Source organism: Mesorhizobium sp. LSJC269B00 (genome assembly GCF_000502815.1).
In the GTDB taxonomy this organism is placed as follows: domain Bacteria; phylum Pseudomonadota; class Alphaproteobacteria; order Rhizobiales; family Rhizobiaceae; genus Mesorhizobium.
Genome location: NZ_AYVN01000004.1, coordinates 339,265 through 356,218 on the forward strand (window position 1 = coordinate 339,265; position 16,954 = coordinate 356,218).

The 16,954-nt window shown below is 61.6% G+C and carries 17 protein-coding genes and 2 pseudogenes; 13 read left to right on the forward strand and 6 right to left on the reverse strand.

The window, feature by feature from the left end; all coding sequences use genetic code 11:
• Positions 1-39: 39 nt before the first annotated feature.
• Positions 40-432 (reverse strand): DoxX family protein, encoded by a 393-nt coding sequence (locus X771_RS152460; RefSeq protein ID WP_023687981.1) that lies wholly within the window; start codon positions 430-432, stop codon positions 40-42.
• 207 nt (positions 433-639) lie between these two features.
• Here X771_RS152460 and X771_RS152455 point away from each other — a divergent pair, with 207 nt between their 5' ends.
• Positions 640-1,128: a hypothetical protein gene (locus tag X771_RS152455; RefSeq protein ID WP_023687982.1), complete on the forward strand. Its 489-nt coding sequence runs from the start codon at positions 640-642 to the stop codon at positions 1,126-1,128.
• A gap of 75 nt (positions 1,129-1,203) precedes the next feature.
• Here X771_RS152455 and X771_RS01000000164960 read toward each other — a convergent pair.
• Positions 1,204-1,979 (reverse strand): annotated as a pseudogene (locus tag X771_RS01000000164960) (VOC family protein).
• 326 nt (positions 1,980-2,305) lie between these two features.
• Between X771_RS01000000164960 and X771_RS1000000166745 the strand changes: the two are divergent.
• Together X771_RS1000000166745 and X771_RS152445 are read left to right on the forward strand one after the other, a co-directional pair.
• Complete coding sequence (locus X771_RS1000000166745) at positions 2,306-3,163, forward strand: DUF3800 domain-containing protein (protein ID WP_198025826.1); 858 nt, start codon at positions 2,306-2,308, stop codon at positions 3,161-3,163.
• Between the two features lie 281 nt (positions 3,164-3,444).
• Entirely contained in the window at positions 3,445-4,164 is a 720-nt protein-coding gene (locus X771_RS152445; protein WP_023687984.1) for a gamma-glutamylcyclotransferase, read from the forward strand.
• Positions 4,165-4,232: 68 nt separating this feature from the next.
• Here the strand turns inward: X771_RS152445 and X771_RS152440 are convergent, their stop codons facing one another.
• Positions 4,233-4,676, reverse strand: coding sequence for a hypothetical protein (locus tag X771_RS152440; protein ID WP_156935986.1), 444 nt, complete (start codon positions 4,674-4,676; stop codon positions 4,233-4,235).
• A gap of 212 nt (positions 4,677-4,888) precedes the next feature.
• Between X771_RS152440 and X771_RS152435 the strand changes: the two genes are divergently transcribed.
• From X771_RS152435 to X771_RS152410, 6 genes are all read left to right on the forward strand, one after another.
• On the forward strand, positions 4,889-6,244 hold the full coding sequence (locus tag X771_RS152435; protein WP_023687986.1) for an NAD(P)-dependent oxidoreductase: 1,356 nt from the start codon (positions 4,889-4,891) through the stop codon (positions 6,242-6,244).
• Positions 6,245-6,249: 5 nt separating this feature from the next.
• Positions 6,250-7,092, forward strand: a complete 843-nt coding sequence (locus X771_RS152430; protein ID WP_023687987.1) for a methyltransferase domain-containing protein — start codon at positions 6,250-6,252, stop codon at positions 7,090-7,092.
• A 12-nt stretch (positions 7,093-7,104) separates the two neighbouring features.
• On the forward strand, positions 7,105-8,418 hold the full coding sequence (gene preA, locus X771_RS152425) for an NAD-dependent dihydropyrimidine dehydrogenase subunit PreA (protein ID WP_023668204.1): 1,314 nt from the start codon (positions 7,105-7,107) through the stop codon (positions 8,416-8,418).
• Positions 8,419-8,872: 454 nt separating this feature from the next.
• Positions 8,873-9,391, forward strand: a complete 519-nt coding sequence (locus X771_RS152420) for an Rrf2 family transcriptional regulator (RefSeq protein WP_023687988.1) — start codon at positions 8,873-8,875, stop codon at positions 9,389-9,391.
• A 26-nt stretch (positions 9,392-9,417) separates the two neighbouring features.
• A complete protein-coding gene (locus tag X771_RS152415; RefSeq protein ID WP_023687989.1) occupies positions 9,418-9,876 on the forward strand; it encodes a carboxymuconolactone decarboxylase family protein in 459 nt (152 codons plus the stop codon).
• A gap of 76 nt (positions 9,877-9,952) precedes the next feature.
• Positions 9,953-10,330 carry a DoxX family protein gene (locus X771_RS152410; protein ID WP_023687990.1) on the forward strand — a complete coding sequence of 126 codons (378 nt, stop codon included), beginning with the start codon at positions 9,953-9,955 and terminating at the stop codon, positions 10,328-10,330.
• A 2-nt stretch (positions 10,331-10,332) separates the two neighbouring features.
• Here the strand turns inward: X771_RS152410 and X771_RS152405 are convergent, their stop codons facing one another.
• Positions 10,333-11,055 carry an SDR family oxidoreductase gene (locus X771_RS152405; protein ID WP_023687991.1) on the reverse strand — a complete coding sequence of 241 codons (723 nt, stop codon included), beginning with the start codon at positions 11,053-11,055 and terminating at the stop codon, positions 10,333-10,335.
• A complete protein-coding gene (locus X771_RS152400; protein WP_023687992.1) occupies positions 11,052-11,891 on the reverse strand; it encodes an SDR family oxidoreductase in 840 nt (279 codons plus the stop codon). Before X771_RS152400 ends, X771_RS152405 begins: the two co-directional genes overlap by 4 nt.
• Before the next feature lie 99 nt (positions 11,892-11,990).
• On the opposite strand from X771_RS152400, the pseudogene X771_RS01000000164965 reads away from it, so the two are divergent.
• A pseudogene (locus tag X771_RS01000000164965) lies at positions 11,991-12,858 on the forward strand (helix-turn-helix transcriptional regulator).
• A gap of 9 nt (positions 12,859-12,867) precedes the next feature.
• Here X771_RS01000000164965 and X771_RS152395 read toward each other — a convergent pair.
• A complete protein-coding gene (locus tag X771_RS152395) occupies positions 12,868-13,497 on the reverse strand; it encodes a TetR family transcriptional regulator C-terminal domain-containing protein (RefSeq protein WP_023687993.1) in 630 nt (209 codons plus the stop codon).
• Positions 13,498-13,752: 255 nt separating this feature from the next.
• Here X771_RS152395 and X771_RS152390 point away from each other — a divergent pair, with 255 nt between their 5' ends.
• The 3 genes from X771_RS152390 to X771_RS152380 all read left to right on the forward strand — a co-directional run bounded on the left by X771_RS152390 (position 13,753) and on the right by X771_RS152380 (position 16,894).
• The gene (locus tag X771_RS152390; RefSeq protein ID WP_023687994.1) at positions 13,753-15,081 is read left to right on the forward strand and encodes an aspartate aminotransferase family protein; all 1,329 of its coding nucleotides are present in this window, start codon (positions 13,753-13,755) and stop codon (positions 15,079-15,081) included.
• A gap of 139 nt (positions 15,082-15,220) precedes the next feature.
• Entirely contained in the window at positions 15,221-15,640 is a 420-nt protein-coding gene (locus tag X771_RS152385; RefSeq protein ID WP_245260016.1) for an endonuclease domain-containing protein, read from the forward strand.
• 3 nt (positions 15,641-15,643) lie between these two features.
• The gene (locus tag X771_RS152380; protein ID WP_023687995.1) at positions 15,644-16,894 is read left to right on the forward strand and encodes a Zn-dependent hydrolase; all 1,251 of its coding nucleotides are present in this window, start codon (positions 15,644-15,646) and stop codon (positions 16,892-16,894) included.
• Positions 16,895-16,954 lie beyond the last annotated feature (60 nt).

The window sequence follows — 16,954 nt, forward strand, 5'->3', positions numbered from 1 at the left end:
CAAAACCGCTGCGCACCTTTGGGCGACATGCATTGCGCGTCAGACGTTGCGGCGGTTGTCGAGCGCGAAGGCGCCGGCGCCGGCAAACACCAGATAGAGGAAGATGAAGCAGAAGGAGATTGCCGCGTCGCCGCTGTTGTTGACCGGGAAGAAGTCGCGCGGGTAGTGCGCCATGAAATAGGCGATGGCCATCTCGCCGGCCAGAAGGAACGCGACCGGGCGGGTCAACAGACCGAGCGCCAGCAGGATGCCACCTGCGAATTCCAGGATGCCTGCCGTCGCCGTCAGGCCGCTAAGAGCGTGAGGCTCGGCGCTGACCGGAAAATTGAACAGTTTCTGCGAGCCATGCTCGAGGAACTGCAGGGCTGTGATGATGCGCAGGACGCCGAGTGCCTGCGGCTGAAATCTGGCGAGACCGTCAAAAAGCTTCATCTAAACTCCATTTTTCCAACCCTGTGGCCCGGCCATAAATCATCACCCGGCGCTGGACCATTCACTTCCCATGGCCTGTCATCAACAATCGGTGATTGCAATTATTTCCAGTCTGACTTCGAAATCTGCTCTCGTTATGGTTGCATACATCTCGTTAAGGTTGTATATCTGCGAGTAGACACTCCAAACCAGACGGGTTCCTTCGCCATGAAAAAAGTCGCCATCAGCCTGTTCGCAATCCTCGCAAGCACCAGTTTCGCCGTGGCCGCTGATGCTGGCTGCGATGGCTTCAAATGGCCGGTAACACGCGAGCAGGAACTGTTTCCGGCAGCGCCCGCCGCGCAGTCTGGTGCCTCTCTTGCTTTCGGCGAAGCCGCGGATATGGCGCTGGAGCCGGTCGATGCGGTCAGCTTCATGGTCTCACCGCAACGCGCGCCGGCAGCCGGCACGTTCGGCGCGACGGCAAACGTGGCCGTGCCAACGGAAGGAGAGCTCCAGATCAGCCTGTCCGATGAGGCCTGGGTCGACGTCATTCAGGATGGCCAGGCCGTGAAATCAGCCGGTTTCAGCGGCGTGAAGACCTGCCTCGGCGTCCGCAAGAGCCTGCGCTTCAAGCTGACGCCTGGCGCAGCCACGATCCAGCTCAGCGGCGCCAGGAAAGAGAACCTCAAGGTCGCGGTGCTGGCGCCGGAGTGACCGCGCCCGGAGGCGCGTCTCGTCGCACCGGCGGCGCGATGAGAGCAGTTCCGTGCAGGCGAGTACCGGAGGGGATCAGCGGCCCGGCGCGATCAGCGCGAAATAAGCGCCTTGCGGATCGGTGAACTGGGCAATCCATTGGCCGGTCGGCACCGGCATCGGACCCATGACAATCTTGCCGCCATTGTCGGTGACGCGTTTGGCGGCTGCGTCGATGGCATCGACATTGAAGTAGAACAGCCAGACCGGCACCGGCAGCTGTTGCGGCTTGTTCATGATGCCGCCGCCGGATTCAGGGCCGGCCGAGAAGGTCTGATAGATGCCCATCTCGCCGACGTCCATGCTACCGGCATCAGTCCAGCCGAACTGGCTTGAGTAGAAATCGAAGGCCTTCTGGCGGTCGGACGCATAAAGCTCGTGCCAGCCGACATGGCCCGGCGTCGTTGCCGGAAGGACGGGCTGGTCGGGACCATTGGGCTGCAGGAACATGAAGGCGGCGCCTTGCGGTTCGGCGACGACGGAGAAGCGGCCGACGCCGGGAATGTCGTCGGTTCGCGGTGAACAGCCCCGCCGGCGGCTTTCAGTGCCTCGGTCGAGGCATCGGTATCGCTGGTGTGGATATAGCCGAACCAGGCCGGCTTCAGACCCGTCCTGGCTGCTTCCTCGGGCAGGGTCATCAGCCCGCCGACGCCACGCTCGGCGGAGTTCACCACGATATAGCGCGGCATGCCGGGCGCCTTGTCGAAGGGCTCAGCCCGCCAGCCGACCACGGTGGTGTAGAACGCTTGCGCCGCATCGAGGTCGCTGGTCATCAACTCGTACCAGAAGAAGGGCATTGGGGATTTCGGCATTTTTAGTCTCCTCACCTTCATGCATCGATCGTTGTCCGATCCATCAAAGGACGATCTCGGCAGCGCGAATCCGACAGCGGGCTTGAGAAAATCCAACGGCCGCGTTGATACATCGTTCCGCACTTCGCCGCGGCTCTTTACAGATTTTTGGAAGTAATTGTTGTGCGTTGTACGGATAGCGCGGGCGCGCGCCGTATTAGTGTTACGGGCTCAGAGTTTGGGCTAAGGTGGAATACCGTACTTTGAGCATCCATTGGCAGGTGGTAGGATGATAGACGCTTATTCGAAAGTATTTGAAAATCAGCTGTTCCTAGGATTTGGCATTCGTGCGTCTAGAGGCTTACATAGACGAGTCGGGGGATGATGGAGGGTTTCCGATCCAGATTGTCGGCGGGTATGTTGTTAGACCCGAAGATGCGCGTTTCGTAGAGACGGCATGGGCAGCCGTCTTAAGAAAGTATGGCGATCTTCCCTACTTCCATATGGTGGAATGCGCTCCTGAGCCTCCAAGCGGCGTCTTCAAAGGAATGCCAAAAGAGCGCAGAATACAGCTTCAAACCGAACTGATGGACCTAATTAATCGACACGTCGCCTTTTCGATTATCTGTTCCACCCCATTGGGCAGATATGATGGGTATAACAAAGATGGAAAATATATTGACCCATATACCTATCTTGTAGGGAACGTATCTGATATAATATATGATATTGCAAATATATATTTTAGAGATTGCGAAGTATCTCTTTTTTATGAAAGTGGACACAAGAACGGGAACACTGCTTACGAGTATTTCAATGATAGGAAGATCCACCGTCCGCGGACTTCATTTTCATTTATGGACAAGCGAGCGTCTGGCATGATCCAGGCAGCTGACATCATCGTCTGGCAATATGCAAAATTCATAAAGGATATGGTTCAATCTGAGAGAGGCCCCAGAAAAGATTTTCGATCGCTCCTGACGGTGCCCGCTAGAATCATGCACGTTGTGCCGACTAAGGATCGAAAACTCACTCTGATTCCGCTTACTGACGGCGATGTTGACAACGGGGAGGCGAGACAACTGCTGCGCGATATCTATGGACCAAACGAGCCGCCCGAGGGCGGTTTGTTTCGAAAGGTGTTGGATCACAAGGGAAAGGGTTTCAAGCGATGGGGGAACGGGAAGGGATGGGAGTGGGACTAGACGACAAGATTGATTAGGTCGGGTGAGCGTTTTCGACCAATGTCATCAGTTCGTACCAGAAGAAGGGCATCGGGGATTTTGGCATTTCTCGGTCTCCTCACCTTCATGCATAGATCGTCGTCCGATCCATCAAAGGACGTTTTCAGCGACGCGAATCCGACAGCGAAGCGGAGAAAGTTCAACGGCTGCGTTGACACATCGTTCCGCACTTCGTCCCGCTCGACGCCTTGCACATGCGGCGGTTTTCGACTTTCCTTGGGCAAACGAGGGGTTGTCGCTTCATGCGCCTTATGTCGCTCACGCCTGAGCTTGTTTCACTGTGCCATCGCGAAGAGGTCGATCCTGGACCCGACGGCAGCTGGACGCAGCTGAACGACGAGGATTTCCGTGCTCTTGCCGCGCGGCTCTCCAACGAAGCGGATGCGGGGCCGCTATGGGTGTTCGCCTATGGCTCGTTGATCTGGAAGCCGGCTTTCGAGTCCGTCGAACGGCAGCGCGCCACTGCGTTTGGCTGGCATCGCTCCTTCTGCCTCGACATGGTGCGCTGGCGCGGCAGCGTCGCGCAGCCGGGGCTGATGATGGCGCTCGAACGCGGCGGCCGATGCGACGGCGTCATCTACCGTCTGCCCGACGGCGACAAGCCGCAGCAGATCGAAAGACTGCTGCGGCGCGAGATCGACGATCATGAGAGTGTCAGCTCGGTCCGGTGGGTTCCCGTGCGCACCCAGCAGGGCCGGATACGGGCGCTCGGCTTCTGGGTCGGGGTGACGGGCAGGGGAACCTCGCTCGGGCAGCCGCTGGACACGGTGGCGGGGGTGCTTGCCAGAGCCTGCGGCCATGTCGGCTCGGGCGCGGAATATCTCTACAACACCGTCAGCCACCTCGAGGAATTCGGCATCCGCGACCGCAATCTGTGGCGGCTGCAGCAACTGGTTGCCGACGAGATCAGGTCGATCCATGGCGGCCGCTCCGATGCCAGCCTACAGCTGGCACCTTCGTAGCGAACAGCCACCAATCTTGGCCTGTGCCGGAGCGTATGCGGTTTCAAGGCGTTTCGCTCCCCGGGTGATCAGATCCAAGAAGGAGTGGCTTCACGAGCAATGACCTCAACCGTGCATTCGAGACTGAGCAGCAGAAAATGCGTACAGTCTTCTGTCGGGCCAAGTGTCGATCGCAACCAGTGCGAGTTCTCCACTCGCAGGATCGGCCACCTGTAGGAGGCTTGCCTGCCAGATCCAATCAATGGGATCGAGGTGTCCGCACGGATTTTGGTCAGTCCCAGCATGTCATCATGGGCAGCCAGGGCTACTACCCCTTGAAAATCGATCTTGAGAGTTCGTTCCGATGTCCCGAAGTCGCCTTCGACGGTCAGCTCAAAGTTATTGTCGGATTTTAGACGCCACACCTGACAGGCAGCCAGAGGTAAATCTCCCACGGGCTCCCACCGGTGAGCCGTCTCCCTATCATCGGTCATCGCCTTCTCCGTTGAATGAAAGCCGCGCATCGTGCTCAAGCGCCCTATCATTTCGCGCTGGCCTGGAACAGCTTGCCGCGACTTGGAGCTTGTCGCGCTCCCCTCTTTGAGGACGCAACCGTCACTCATAACATGAGGAACTAAATCATATTATCAGCTAGTCTTTTCAGCGGCTTGGGTCGAAAATTGACCAATTGATAAAAAAATAAAACGTGCTAGCCTTCCCCAAAACGAAAACAGGGGAACTGACGATGCCAGAAGGCCAGTTCAAGGACGGCATTGCCGGCGGCCGGCTTGCCGCCGACCAGTACGCCGAGAATTTTTCCGACCTGCATCCGCCGCTCGATCACCACGAGGCGCTGGTCGAATCCGACCGCTGCTATTTCTGTTACGATGCGCCGTGCATGAATGCGTGCCCGACCTCGATCGACATTCCGCTGTTCATCCGCCAGATCTCGACCGGCAACCCGATCGGTTCGGCCAAGACGATTTTCGACCAGAACATATTGGGTGGCATGTGCGCCCGCGTCTGCCCTACCGAGACGCTGTGCGAAGAGGTCTGCGTGCGCGAGGTGGCGGAAGGCAAGCCGGTGCAGATCGGCCGCCTGCAGCGCTACGCCACCGATGTCGCCATGGCCGAGCACAAGCAGTTTTATTCGCGCGCTGAATCGACCGGCAAGTCGGTCGCCGTGGTCGGCGCCGGTCCGGCCGGCCTCGCCGCGGCGCACCGGCTCGCCCGCCATGGCCACGAGGTGACCATACTGGAAGCCCGCCCGAAGGCCGGCGGCCTCAACGAATACGGCATCGCCGCCTACAAGAGCATCGACAATTTCGCCCAGGCCGAAGTCGACTATGTCACGGGGATCGGCGGCATCGATATCCAGAACGGCAGGGCGCTCGGCCGCGACTACCGGCTGTCGGACCTGATCCGGAATTACGATGCCGTCTTCCTCGGCATGGGGCTAGGCGGCGTGAATGCGTTGCGCGCGGATGGCGAGGACGCCGATGGCGTTGTCAATGCGGTCGAGTTCATCGCCGGGCTACGCCAGGCCAGCGATCTCGCGAGCCTGCCGGTCGGCCGGCGCGTCGTCGTCATCGGCGGCGGCATGACGGCGATCGACGCCGCCGTGCAGTCGAAGCTGCTCGGCGCCGAGGAGGTGACGATCTGCTACCGGCGCGGCCAGGAACACATGAACGCTTCCGAGTTCGAGCAGGATCTGGCAGCCGCCAACGGCGTCACCATCCGCCACTGGCTGCAGCCGAAGCGGGTCATTGTCGAAGGTGGCAAAGTGTCGGGCATCGAGCTCGAATACACAGCGATGAACGGCGACACGCTTGTCGGCACCGGCGAGCGGCTGACGCTGGCCGCCGACCAGGTGTTCAAGGCGATCGGCCAGAGCTTTGTGCCGGCGGCACTTAACGGCAGCGGTGCTGCGATCGAACTCGAAGCCGGCCGCATCAAGGTCGGCGCAGAAGGGCGCACCTCGCTCGCCAATGTCTGGGCCGGCGGCGACTGCATTTTTGGCGGCGACGATTTGACGGTATCGGCCGTCGCGCAAGGCCGCGATGCGGCGGAGAGCATCAACCGGAGTCTGGCACAGGGATAGAGATCATGGCCTCAGTGGAATCAGGCATCGCGCGTCACTACGACGTCTCGGATCTTGAGCAGCACATTCTTGCCGTGGTCGCCGATACCGGCGTGGAAATTGCCCATCTACGCGCTGGCGATCTCGAAGCGGTCGACGAGTTCCACATTGGCGGTATCGCCGCCACCAGGGAACTCATCGGCCAGATGGGTTTGAAGCCGGGGGCCAGGCTGCTCGACATTGGTTCCGGCGTGGGTGGTCCAGCCCGCTTCGCCGCCAACAATGCCGGCGCCGATGTCACCGGCATTGATCTGACGCAAAGCTATGTCGACATCGCGACCAGCCTGTCGAAGCGGGTGGGAATGGCCGACAAAGTCCGGTTCGTGCAGGGCAGCGCGCTCGACATGCCGTTCAGCAACAAAAGCTTTGATACGGCCATGATCCTGCATGTCGGCATGAATCTTCCCGACAAGAAAAAGCTGATGAGCGAGGCGGCGCGTGTGCTCAAGCCGGGCGGCGTCTTTGCCGTCTACGATGTGATGCGGCTCAAGGCAGGTGCGCTGACCTATCCGCTGCCATGGGCATCCGACGAGAGCATGTCCTTCGTTGCCACGCCCGACGACTATCGTTCGGCTGCCGCCGCCGCGGGGTTCTCTGTAACCGCCGAGCGCCCTCGTGGCGCCTTCGCCATCGAATTTTTCGACACGATACGGGCGCGCATGGCTGCGGCGCAGGCGGAAGGAAAAAAGCCGCCGCCTGGCGTTAATCTTATCATGGGCGAGAACGCCGGCACCAAGATCGCCAATCTCACCCCCGCGCTTAAAGGCGGCATTCTCGCACCCGTGGAAATGCTCCTTCGTCTCGGTTGAAAGGGACCTGTCATGGCAGACATCCGCAACAATTTCGTCGGCATCAAATCGCCCAATCCGTTCTGGCTGGCTTCGGCGCCGCCGACCGACAAGGCCTACAATGTCATCCGCGCCTTCAAGGCGGGCTGGGGCGGCGTCGTGTGGAAGACGCTGGGCGAAGAAGGTCCGCCGGTGGTCAACGTCAACGGCCCGCGTTATGGCGCGATTTGGGGGGCCGACCGGCGCCTGCTCGGCCTCAACAATATCGAGCTGATCACCGACCGCGATTTGCAGGTCAATCTGCGCGAGATCAAACAGGTCAAGAAGGACTGGCCCGACCGCGCCATCGTCGTCTCACTGATGGTGCCATGCGTCGAGGAAAGCTGGAAGGCGATCCTGCCGGTGGTCGAGGAGACCGAAGCCGACGGCATCGAGCTCAATTTCGGCTGCCCGCACGGCATGTCGGAACGCGGCATGGGCGCGGCTGTCGGCCAGGTGCCTGAATACATCGAAATGGTAGTGCGCTGGTGCAAGGCCAACACCCGCATGCCTGTCATCACCAAGCTGACGCCGAATATCACAGATGTGCGCAAGCCGGCGCGCGCCGCACTCTCCGGCGGAACCGACGCGGTGTCGCTGATCAACACCATCAACTCGATCACCGGCGTCGACCTAGACAGTTTCGCGCCGCAGCCGACCATCGACGGCAAAGGCTCGCATGGCGGCTATTGCGGCCCGGCGGTGAAGCCGATTGCCATGAACATGGTGGCCGAGATCGCCCGCGATCCGGAAACGCGCGGCCTGCCGATCTCCGGCATTGGCGGCATCACCACCTGGCGCGATGCGGCTGAATTCATGGCGCTCGGCGCCGGCAATGTGCAGGTGTGCACGGCGGCGATGACATACGGCTTCAAGATCGTGCAGGAGATGATCGCCGGTCTCGAAAACTGGATGGACGAGAAAGGCCACGCCTCGCTCAACGACATTGTCGGCCGCGCCACGCCCAATGTTACCGACTGGCAGTATCTCAACCTCAATTACATCGCCAAGGCGCGTATCGATCAGGACGCCTGCATCAAATGCGGCCGCTGCCACATCGCCTGCGAGGACACTTCGCACCAGGCAATCACCAACATGGTCGACGGCGTCAGGCATTTCGAGGTGATCGAGGCCGAATGCGTCGGCTGCAATCTGTGCGTCAATGTCTGCCCGGTCGAGAACTGCATCACCATGGAGCCGCTGGCCGCCGGCGTGATGGACCAGCGCACCGGCAAGCCGGTGTCGCCGGTCTATGCCAATTGGACGACACACCCGAACAACCCGATGGCCAAGGTGGCTGCGGAGTAGACTTGGGTTCCTCGCCCCGATCGACGTCTACGTTGTGCACTCATCTTCTGTGACTGGTCGGCGTGAGGGCTTGGTTGCCACGTGGTTCCCCCAATCCGTCGCTGCTTCGCAGCGCCGCCTTTCCTCCCTCCGGAGGGAAAGGAAGGGAGCTTTACTGGACGAACGTTGGACGGCAAAAAACTTGGCGCCGTTCCTCTCCCCCGTCGATCGGGGGAGAGGTGGCTCGGCGAAGCCGAGACGGAGTGGGGGTCGATCAGCGCAATATAAGACAATGCATGCGCCAAGCCGCCATACACGCTATCGCCACAGACCAGCCGCCCGGAAATGTGTGCAGGCCGCAGACCGGGATGCCCAAGTTCTGTGAAGCCATTGCTATATGTGAATTTCCGCATTTCCCTATTGCAGATAAAATTTATCTAGGATAAAAGATATCCATGAATAGGAGCGCAACATCGTGAAGCTGGGCGAGGGTGTAGAAGCGGCCATCCATTGCGCGGCCACACTGGCCAGCGTGGAGGGCAACAGCACGATACCGGGTGCTGCTTTGGCAGAGTCCTTCGGCCTGTCGCCGAGCTATCTGCTGAAACATCTGAACCAGCTGACGGCTGCGCGCATCCTGGAATCGGTGCCGGGACCGGCGGGCGGCTACCGGCTGGCGCGTCCGGCCGAGCGCATCACGCTGCTCGATATCGTGCTTGCGGTCGAGGGTCGCGAGCCGGCCTTCCGCTGCGGCGAGATCCGCCAGCGCGGCCCGGTCAAGATCGATGCTTCGGCCTATGTGAAGCCGTGCGGCATCAATGCCGCGATGCTGAAGGCCGAGCGCGCCTATCGCGCGGCCCTCGCGGAAACCCGGTTGTCCGACATCCTGGCTGACTACAAGGCCGAAGGCGATCCGCGATCGTTTGCCGCCAGCTGTGCCTTTGTCGCGCGCCATCAGCGGCCGCAGAAACCCGCTGCAGCCAAGCAAAGTTAACCCCCGCCAGACAGAAAGGAAAGACGATGAAACAGAGACTGCAATTCTTTGCCAAGGCGCCGGAAATCATGAAGGCGGTGTCAGCGCTCAACAAGGCGGTCGACGAATGCGGGCTTGAAGTGAGCCTGCTGCATTTGATCAAGCTCCGCGCCTCGCAGATCAATGGCTGCTCCTACTGCGTCGAGATGCACAGCCGCGAGGCAAGGCGCGACGGCGAAACCGAGACACGGCTCTATCTGGTTTCGGCCTGGCAGGAATCGCCGCTGTCTTCCGAACGTGAACGCGCGGCCCTTGCCTGGACCGAGGCAACGACCCTGATCGCCAACAATGGCGTTTCGGACGAACTCTATGCCCGCACGCTCGAGCACTTCTCGGAAGAGGAACTGGTCAAGCTGTCGGTCGCGATCGGCATGATCAACACCTGGAACCGGCTCTGCATCCCGTTCCACGCCATTCACCCGATGCCGGCTGCCAAAGCAGCCTGACCGTCCGGTTAGTCATGGAGCGCCGTCGAAAGGGCGGCGCTCCACCTGTTTCATGCTTAAGTACGGGGAAGATTTCATGCCTGTCGATTTGCCTTCGACCTTTTTGTTTCTCGGCCGCCTGTTGCTCGGCGGCGCCTTCGTTTTCGCCGGCCTGCGCAATGTTCAGAACGAGACCTTCCTGACAGGGCTGATGACCGCGCGCGGCGTGCCGCAGGCGAGATTGGCGTTGTGGGCCGGCATCGTCCTGCAGACCATTGCCGGCGCGCTGTTGATGGCCGGCCTGTGGACTGCGACCGCCTGCGCCGTGCTGCTGCTGTTTCTCATCGTCGCCACGCCGATGTTCCACAATTTCTGGGACCATCAGGGCCCGGACCGGGCGTCGCGCATCAACGGTTTCGTAGGCAACGTCGCACTGGCCGGAGGCCTTCTCACGCTGATCGCGCAGTCGCTGTAAGGTCACGCCGCGTAGCGCAGGCCGCCGTCGCAGGTCAGCACCTGGCCGGTCATGAAGCCGTTGGAGACGAGAAAGGCGATTGCGCCGGCGACGTCTTCGGCGCGGCCGATCCTGCCCACCGGGGTTTTGCCGGCATATTCGCTGAACACCGCCTGCCGCTGGTCTTCGGCCAGAAAATCCCACCATGGCGTGTCGATGACGCCGGGCGCCACGACGTTGACGCGCAGAGGCTTCAGTTCGACCGCCAGGATCGGCACCACCGTCAGCAGCATGCCGTTGACGGCGGCAATGCCAGCCACGCCGGGCGCCGACAATTGTGCCGACACCGCCGAGATGAAAGTGACCGATCCCGATCTGTTGAGCGTCGGTAAGGCTGCCTGCAAACAGGACAGCTGCGGCCTGACTTTCTCGTCGACGCCGCCGGCGATGTCTGAGAGGTCGAGGGTTTCGAACCGCCCAAGTCCCTTGCCGCCGCTGGCAGCCAGCACGAGGTGATCGAACGGTCCGAGTTCCCCAAAGAACTGGCGGACTTCGTCCGGCTTCGAAGCATCGAAGGCAGCTTTTTCGGCGGCGCCGCCGAGGCTCTTCCAGGCGCTGGTGAGCTTGTCCTGGTTTCGTCCGGTGATGGTCACCTTCATGCCTGGGCCCAGCAGTTTTCGCGCCGTTGCCAAGCCGATGCCGGATGAGCCGCCGATGACGACCGTGTGTTCGATCTTGCCGGTCATGAATGCTGTTCCTTCGATTTTGCGGAGGCTTGGCCGACGAGGTCGAGGCTCAGGGTTCGCAATTGCTGTCTGGCCTTGGCGTCATAGGCTTGTGCGTTGGCGCGGGATTCCTTTTGGCCATCGAAATAGAGGCCACTGCGGCCCTCCAGGGCGGGCGATGTCGCGAGGTTGAGAATGGCGTCGGCGCCGGTCTCGACCGAACTCCATGGCGTCACGCCGGCCTGGCGGACCATGGTGGTGTTCATGTAGCTCGCCGGATGCAGAGCGTTCACGGTGACCCCGCTGCCTTTCAACTCTCCGGCCAGGTCGATGGTGAACAGGATCTGCGCCAGCTTGCTCTGGCAATAGGCGCGCACGCCGTCATAGGAACGTGTCAGCATGACATCGCCGAAATCGATCGCCTGCTGGCCGGCCGAGGCGACGTTGATGATGCGCGCCGGCGAACTCGCCTTGAGCAGCGGCAGCAGTTCCGAGGTCAGCAGGAAACCGGCGAGATAGTTGACCGCAAAGCGCAGTTCGAAGCCGTCGGCGCTGAGCTGTCGCTTGGCGCCGGCCGTGCCGATGCCGGCATTGTTGATGAGGATGTCGAGCCGGTCGGTTTTTGCGCGTACGGCCTCGGCGAGGCGGCGGACCTCGGCTAGCGAGGCGAGGTCCGCGGCGAGGAACTCGGCTTTGCCGCCGGCGGATTCGATTTCTGCGACGGCTGCCTTGCCGCGAGCCGCGTCACGGCCATGCACCAGCACGCGCGCGCCGCCGGCGCCCAGCCTTTGCGCGACGACACGGCCGACGCCATCGGTCGAACCGGTGATGAGGATTGTCTTGTCTTTCAGATCCATATTCAGAGCCTCCATCTCTCTGGATGGAAGATGGGGCGCCTGACGCAGCCCAAACAGTTCAAACTTTATCCTGGTATCAATACTGCTATAATAGCTCTCATGGATGCTATCACGCACTCCGCTGAAGACAGCCGCCGGCGCGAGCTTGGTGCCTTCCTGCGCTCGCGCCGCGAAAGATTGACGCCGTCCGCCACCGGCATCGCGACCGGCCTGCGGAGACGCACGCCAGGCTTGCGTCGCGAGGAAGTGGCGATGATCGCCGGCGTCGGCACCACCTGGTACACATGGCTAGAGCAGGGGCGCGAGGTCAGACCCTCGGTGGAGGTGCTAGCGGCGCTCAGCGAAGCGCTGCGCCTCGACGCCGTTGAAAGGCGGCATCTGTTCATCCTGGCAGGCCGCCAGCAACCGGAGAACCGCGTGGCTGCGCCGGAAAAGGTCGATGGTAATGCATATGCTGGAGAGCCTGGTGATGCAGCCGGCCTATGTCGTCGGGCGGCGCTGGGATGTGCTGGCCTGGAATCCGGCGGCGGTAGCGGTGTTCGGTGATTATGGCCTGCTAGAGGGCGACGCCCGCAACATCGTCCACATGGTGTTCACCAATCCGCATCACCGGCGCCTGCTGGTTGACTGGGAGCAATTGGCGCGCACCGTGCTGGCCTCGTTCCGGGCGGAAAGCGCCCGCTATGTGGGCGATGCGGATTTCGAGCGGCTGATCGTGCTTATGACGCGCTCAAGTCCGGAGTTTCGCGACTGGTGGCCGCAACGCGACGTGGCACGCCGATTGTCGGGGGTGAAACATGTCCGACATCCGAGCGCCGGCGCCATGACGTTCGAGCATATGAGCCTGTCGATCGACGACGGCTCGGACATGAAGCTGATCGTCTACACGCCGCTGGCCGAACAGAATTCGATCGAGAAGCTGCAGAATTTGCTTGAGGCGATGCCGGCGGAGCGCCGCAGCGCCTGACGCCCAAGGTCAGCCCTTCGGCTTCAGCCCATCAATGAACAACTGCTCCAGAAACCGCGCCGCATCCTCGAAGCGGCCGTCGCCGCCGCGATCGGGCCCAAGCACCGCGCGGACCTGGACATCGAAATCGGCATAGTGCTGCGTCGTCGCCCAGATCGAAAAGATCAGGTGCCAGGGATCGGTGCGGGCGATTTTCCCTGCGCGCATCCAGCCCTTGATGACGTTGGCCTTCTCGTCGACCAGCGTTTTCAGCTCACCCGCCAGCAGCGGCATGATGCGCGGCGCGCCTTGCAGGATCTCGTTGGCGAACAGCCGGCTCTCCCTGGGAAAATCACGCGCCATTTCGAGTTTGCGCCGGATGTAGCTCCTGAGCTCGGTCAGGGGGTCGCCGATGTCGTCGAGTTCACGTAGCGGCGCCAGCCACGTCGCCAGCAGCCGCTCCATCAGCGTTTCGTGGATGTCTTCCTTGCGGCGGAAATAATAGAGCAGGTTCGGCTTCGACATCCCCGCGGCCTCGGCGATCTGGTCAATGGTCGAGCCGCGAAAGCCGTTGGTGGAGAAGACTTCGAGCGCTGCTTCCAGGATCAGTTCGCGCTTTTCCTGCTGGATGCGGGTGCGGCGAGGGGCTGAGCCTTCCATGGCGCCGCTCACCCCTGCAAGCCTTGGCCGAGCGGGTCATCTGGACCAATTCTCTGGACCAGTTTTTCTCTTACCCGTGGAGCGCACTTCGCAGGCCGCATTTCCGCTAGTAATCCCTTGACCGCCGACAGGGCGGTGCTAACGTTTGTCCAATCGGTCAAAAATTTGCGTAGCATGAAAACGCAGCAAAGACCAAGCTTTGGAAAGACCAAGCGTTAGCGGCACCGAAACAGGTTACAAGGGGAAGTCTTGGTCATGTCCAACCGGCTGAAAGTCACGCCGAACGATCTCAGCGCATTCTGGATGCCGTTCACGGCAAACCGGCAGTTCAAACAGGCGCCGCGCATGTTCGTGTCCGCCAAGGACATGCACTACACCACCAGCGACGGCCGCAAGGTGCTCGACGGCACCGCCGGCCTCTGGTGCGTCAATGCCGGCCATTGCCGTCCCAAGATCACGGAAGCGATCCAGCATCAGGCGGCCGAACTCGACTATGCGCCGGCCTTCCAGATGGGTCACCCGATCGTGTTCGAACTGGCCAACCGCCTGGTCGACCTCGCGCCCAAGGGCATGGACCATGTCTTCTTCACCAATTCCGGTTCGGAATCGGTGGAAACCGCGCTGAAGATGGCGATCGCCTATCACCGTGTGAAGGGCGAGGGCGCGCGCACCCGCCTGATCGGCCGCGAACGCGGCTATCACGGCGTCAATTTCGGCGGCATTTCGGTCGGCGGCATCGTCACCAACCGCAAGATGTTCGGCACGCTGCTCGGCGGCGTCGACCACATGCCGCACACGCATCTGCCGGAAAAGAACGCCTTCTCCAAGGGCGTGCCGGAATATGGCGCCGAACTCGCCAACGAGCTGGAGCGCATCGTTGCCCTGCATGACGCCTCGACCATCGCCGCCGTCATCGTCGAACCGGTCGCCGGCTCCACCGGCGTCATCCTGCCGCCGAAGGGCTATCTGCAGAAGCTGCGCGAGATCTGCACCAAGCACGGCATTTTGCTGATCTTCGACGAGGTCATCACCGGTTTCGGCCGTCTCGGCGCGCCGTTCGCAGCGGATTATTTCGGCGTCACGCCCGACATCATGACCACCGCCAAGGGCGTCTCCAACGGCGTCATCCCGATGGGCGCGGTGTTCGTGAAGAAGGAAATCCACGACGCCTTCATGACCGGCCCCGAGCACATGATCGAGTTCTTCCACGGCTACACCTATTCGGGCAATCCGATCGCCTGTGCCGCCGCACTCGGCACGCTCGACACCTACAAGGAAGAGGGCCTGCTCACCCGTGGCGAGGAACTGGCGCCCTACTGGGAAGATGCGCTGCATTCGCTGAAGGGCGAGCCGCATGTCATCGACATCAGGAACATCGGCCTGATCGGCGCGATCGAACTGGCGCCGATCGCAGGCAGCCCGACCAAGCGGGCCTTCTCGGCCTTCGTCAAGGCGTTCGAGCGCGGCGCCCTGATCCGCACCACCGGCGACATCATCGCGCTGTCGCCGCCACTGATCATCACCAAGGGCCAGATCAACGAATTGATCGACCATGTCAGAGAAGTGCTGAGGGCGATCGATTGACAAACCGGGCGCGGATATCCCTCCCCCTCGAGGGGAGGGTGGCCGCGAAGCGGTCGGGTGGGGTCGGTGCGACCGGACGCCGACCCGCTCTTTTGTTCCGAGGCCGCTCCTGATGCCCCGTACCCGCGTGAGCTTCGAAATGCGCCAAAAGGCGCGAGCGCTTCGAGTTCACGCGACCAAAGGAGAATCGCTGCTGTGGTATGAACTGCGGGACCTGAAATCAGCCGGCATCAAGTTTCGCCGTCAGTGCCCGATTGGGCCGTACATCGTGGATTTTGCCTGCTTGGCGGTGAAGCTGATCGTTGAGGTCGATGGCGACATGCACGAACACGACAGGGGTAGGCGGCACGATGCCGTTCGCGATGCTTATCTGCGATCGCTCGGATTTGAAGTCTTCCGTGTTGACGAGCCCGATGTCATAAACAGCGCTTGGCACGTCGCGCAGGTGGTCAAAGAGAAGGTCGCGCGCGTCGCGGGCGACCCCACCCGACCGCTTCGCGGCCACCCTCCCCTCGAGGGGGAGGGGGACGCCGCCGCCCCGCAACCGATGAGGTTTTAGAGCATGGCCGCCCCAGGCGAGAATCTGCGAATCAATTCAGACCGTTTGTGGGATTCCATCATGGAGATGGCGAAGATCGGCCCCGGTATTGCCGGCGGCAACAATCGCCAGACCGTGACCGACGAGGACGGCGAGGGACGGCATCTGTTCAAGCGCTGGTGCGAGGCGGCCGGGCTCGAAATGGGCCTGGACGAGATGGGCACCATGTTTGCCCGGCGGGAAGGTGCTGATCCCAGCCTGCCGCCGGTTTATGTCGGCAGCCATCTCGACACGCAGCCGACCGGCGGCAAGTATGACGGCGTGCTCGGCGTACTCGGCGGGCTGGAGATCATCCGCTCACTTAACGATCTCGGCATCCAGACCAGGCATCCGATCGTCGTCACCAACTGGACCAATGAGGAAGGCTCGCGCTTTGCCCCGGCGATGATGGCGTCCGGCGTGTTCGCCGGTGTGCTCGATCAGGCGGACGTGTATCAGCACACTGATAAACAGGGCAGGAAATTTGGCGAGGAGCTGGAGCGCATTGGCTGGAAAGGCACCGAGAAGGTCGGTGATCGCAAGATCCACGCCTTCTTCGAACTGCATATCGAGCAGGGGCCGATCCTCGAGGACGAAGGCATCGACATTGGCGTCGTCACCCACGGCCAGGGCCTGAAATGGCTGCAGGTAACGCTGACCGGCAAGGAGGCGCATACCGGCTCGACGCCGATGCCCAAGCGCCGTAATGCCGGTCTAGGCATGGCGCGCGTGATCGAGCTGGTGCATGAGATCGCCATGGACTACCAGCCCGACGCCGTCGGCGCTGTCGGCCACATGGAGGTGTTTCCGAACTCGCGCAACATCATTGCGGGACGCACCGTCTTCACCATCGACATCCGTTCGCCCGAGAAGGAAGTGCTGGACGCTATGGATGGGCGCATACGCGAAGGCATCGACACGATCTGTGAGGCGCTCGACATCCAGTATAAGGTCGAGCAGGTCGGCGCTTTCGATCCGGTCACCTTCGATGCCGGCTGCGTCAAGGCGATCCGCGACGCAGCCGAACGGCTCGGCTATTCCCACCGCAACCTCGTCTCCGGCGCCGGCCACGACGCCTGCTGGATCAACCGCGTCGCGCCGACCGCCATGGTGATGTGCCCCTGCGTTGACGGGTTGTCACACAACGAGGCCGAAGAAATCACCAAGGAATGGGCCGGCGCCGGCGCCGACGTGCTGTTCCATGCGGTGGTAGAGACAGCGGGGATCGTGGCGTGAACTAAGATCTGTATTCAAAACGACGCTCACAAGAAGCGCGAAGAGAACAAGGGAACACGA

Coding starts and splice junctions, on each gene's coding strand:
- X771_RS152460 (WP_023687981.1), bottom strand. CDS start 432: ATGAAGCTTTTTGACGGTCTCGCCAGATTTCAGCCGCAGGCACTCGGC.
- X771_RS152455 (WP_023687982.1), top strand. CDS start 640: ATGAAAAAAGTCGCCATCAGCCTGTTCGCAATCCTCGCAAGCACCAGT.
- X771_RS152445 (WP_023687984.1), top strand. CDS start 3,445: ATGCGCCTTATGTCGCTCACGCCTGAGCTTGTTTCACTGTGCCATCGC.
- X771_RS152435 (WP_023687986.1), top strand. CDS start 4,889: ATGCCAGAAGGCCAGTTCAAGGACGGCATTGCCGGCGGCCGGCTTGCC.
- X771_RS152430 (WP_023687987.1), top strand. CDS start 6,250: ATGGCCTCAGTGGAATCAGGCATCGCGCGTCACTACGACGTCTCGGAT.
- preA (WP_023668204.1), top strand. CDS start 7,105: ATGGCAGACATCCGCAACAATTTCGTCGGCATCAAATCGCCCAATCCG.
- X771_RS152415 (WP_023687989.1), top strand. CDS start 9,418: ATGAAACAGAGACTGCAATTCTTTGCCAAGGCGCCGGAAATCATGAAG.
- X771_RS152410 (WP_023687990.1), top strand. CDS start 9,953: ATGCCTGTCGATTTGCCTTCGACCTTTTTGTTTCTCGGCCGCCTGTTG.
- X771_RS152405 (WP_023687991.1), bottom strand. CDS start 11,055: ATGACCGGCAAGATCGAACACACGGTCGTCATCGGCGGCTCATCCGGC.
- X771_RS152400 (WP_023687992.1), bottom strand. CDS start 11,891: ATGGATCTGAAAGACAAGACAATCCTCATCACCGGTTCGACCGATGGC.
- X771_RS152395 (WP_023687993.1), bottom strand. CDS start 13,497: ATGGAAGGCTCAGCCCCTCGCCGCACCCGCATCCAGCAGGAAAAGCGC.
- X771_RS152390 (WP_023687994.1), top strand. CDS start 13,753: ATGTCCAACCGGCTGAAAGTCACGCCGAACGATCTCAGCGCATTCTGG.
- X771_RS152385 (WP_245260016.1), top strand. CDS start 15,221: ATGCGCCAAAAGGCGCGAGCGCTTCGAGTTCACGCGACCAAAGGAGAA.
- X771_RS152380 (WP_023687995.1), top strand. CDS start 15,644: ATGGCCGCCCCAGGCGAGAATCTGCGAATCAATTCAGACCGTTTGTGG.